Below are 2,500 nucleotides of genomic sequence, written 5' to 3'. Positions count from 1 at the left end.
GTGCGGCCGTAGTGGGTGACAGCCCCGTACGCGTAGATATCATGATTGTCCTAGAGTAGGGCGGGACACGAGAAATCCTGTCTGAACATGGGGAGACCACTCTCCAAGCCTAAGTACTCGTGCATGACCGATAGCGAACAAGTACCGTGAGGGAAAGGTGAAAAGCACCCCGACAAGGGGAGTGAAATAGAACCTGAAACCGGATGCCTACAAACAGTCGGAGCCCGCAAGGGTGACGGCGTACCTTTTGTATAATGGGTCAACGACTTAGTGTAACAAGCAAGCTTAAGCCGGTAGGTGTAGGCGAAGCGAAAGCGAGTCTGAATAGGGCGATTTAGTTTGTTGCATTAGACCCGAAACCGAGTGATCTAGCCATGAGCAGGTTGAAGGTTGGGTAACACCAACTGGAGGACCGAACCCGCATCTGTTGCAATAGATTGGGATGACTTGTGGCTAGGGGTGAAAGGCCAATCAAACTCGGAAATAGCTGGTTCTCCGCGAAATCTATTTAGGTAGAGCGTCGAGCGAATACCCCCGGGGGTAGAGCACTGGATGGGCTATGGGGACTCACCGTCTTACTGATCCTAACCAAACTCCGAATACCGGGGAGTACTACTCGGCAGACACACGGCGGGTGCTAACGTCCGTCGTGAAAAGGGCAACAACCCTAACCTCCAGCTAAGGTCCCCAAGTCATGGCTAAGTGGGAAAGGATGTGAGGATCCCAAAACAACCAGGATGTTGGCTTAGAAGCAGCCATCATTTAAAGAAAGCGTAACAGCTCACTGGTCTAAATAAGGGTCTTTGCGCCGAAAATGTAACGGGGCTGAAGCCATGCACCGAAGCTGAGGATTTGCGAGCAATCGCAAGTGGTAGCGGAGCGTTCCGTAAGCTGATGAAGGGAGACCCGTGAGGGCTCCTGGAGGTATCGGAAGTGCGAATGTTGACATGAGTAACGATAAAGAGGGTGAGAGACCCTCTCGCCGAAAGACCAAGGGTTCCTGCTTAAAGTTAATCTGAGCAGGGTTAGCCGGCCCCTAAGGCGAGGCAGAAATGCGTAGTCGATGGGAACCACGTTAATATTCGTGGGCCTGGTGGTAGTGACGGATTGCACAAGTTGTTCATTCTAATTGGATTGGATGGGCAGCGGAGCGGTTCCAGGAAATAGCTCCACCGTATAGACCGTACCCGAAACCGACACAGGTGGTCAGGTAGAGTATACCAAGGCGCTTGAGAGAACTATGTTGAAGGAACTCGGCAAATTGCACGCGTAACTTCGGAAGAAGCGTGACCCCATGCTAGGCAACTATTATGGGGTGGCACAGACCAGGGGGTAGCGACTGTTTATCAAAAACACAGGGCTCTGCGAAGTCGCAAGACGACGTATAGGGTCTGACGCCTGCCCGGTGCTGGAAGGTTAAGAGGAGAGGTGCAAGCTTTGAATCGAAGCCCCAGTAAACGGCGGCCGTAACTATAACGGTCCTAAGGTAGCGAAATTCCTTGTCGGGTAAGTTCCGACCTGCACGAATGGCGTAACGACTTCCCCGCTGTCTCCAACATAGACTCAGTGAAATTGAATTCCCCGTGAAGATGCGGGGTTCCTGCGGTCAGACGGAAAGACCCCGTGCACCTTTACTATAGCTTTACACTGGCATTCGTGTCGGCATGTGTAGGATAGGTGGTAGGCTTTGAAGCGGGGACGCCAGTTTCCGTGGAGCCATCCTTGAAATACCACCCTTATCGTCATGGATGTCTAACCGCGGCCCGTTATCCGGGTCCGGGACAGTGTATGGTGGGTAGTTTGACTGGGGCGGTCGCCTCCGAAAGAGTAACGGAGGCGCGCGATGGTGGGCTCAGACCGGTCGGAAATCGGTCGTCGAGTGCAATGGCATAAGCCCGCCTGACTGCGAGACTGACAAGTCGAGCAGAGACGAAAGTCGGTCATAGTGATCCGGTGGTCCCGCGTGGAAGGGCCATCGCTCAACGGATAAAAGGTACGCCGGGGATAACAGGCTGATGACCCCCAAGAGTCCATATCGACGGGGTTGTTTGGCACCTCGATGTCGGCTCATCGCATCCTGGGGCTGGAGCAGGTCCCAAGGGTTTGGCTGTTCGCCAATTAAAGCGGTACGTGAGCTGGGTTCAGAACGTCGTGAGACAGTTCGGTCCCTATCTGCCGTGGGTGTAGGAATATTGACAGGATCTGTCCCTAGTACGAGAGGACCGGGATGGACATATCTCTGGTGGACCTGTTGTCCTGCCAAGGGCATAGCAGGGTAGCTATATATGGACGGGATAACCGCTGAAGGCATCTAAGCGGGAAACCCACCTGAAAACGAGTATTCCCTATCAGAGCCGTGGAAGACGACCACGTTGATAGGCCGGGTGTGGAAGTGCGGCAACGCATGAAGCTTACCGGTACTAATAGCTCGATCGGCTTGATCGTTCTCATTGACTATGCTCATCTCAAGGCGACCGCAAAGCGGTCGTCCGGATCGATG

The 2,500-nt window shown here is 53.7% G+C and carries 1 rRNA gene (cut by a window edge); it reads left to right on the top strand.

Going from position 1 to position 2,500, the window contains the following annotated elements:
• Positions 1–2,445, top strand: a 23S ribosomal RNA gene (locus BS629_RS13270) (it extends 435 nt beyond the left edge of the window).
• The last annotated feature ends 55 nt before the right edge of the window (positions 2,446–2,500 follow it).

The sequence above is a fragment of the Rhizobium leguminosarum bv. viciae USDA 2370 genome (assembly GCF_002008365.1).
GTDB classification, from domain to species: domain Bacteria; phylum Pseudomonadota; class Alphaproteobacteria; order Rhizobiales; family Rhizobiaceae; genus Rhizobium; species Rhizobium leguminosarum.
Note: the sequence above shows the minus strand (reverse complement) of the source record. Positions and strands in the feature narration are given on the sequence as shown.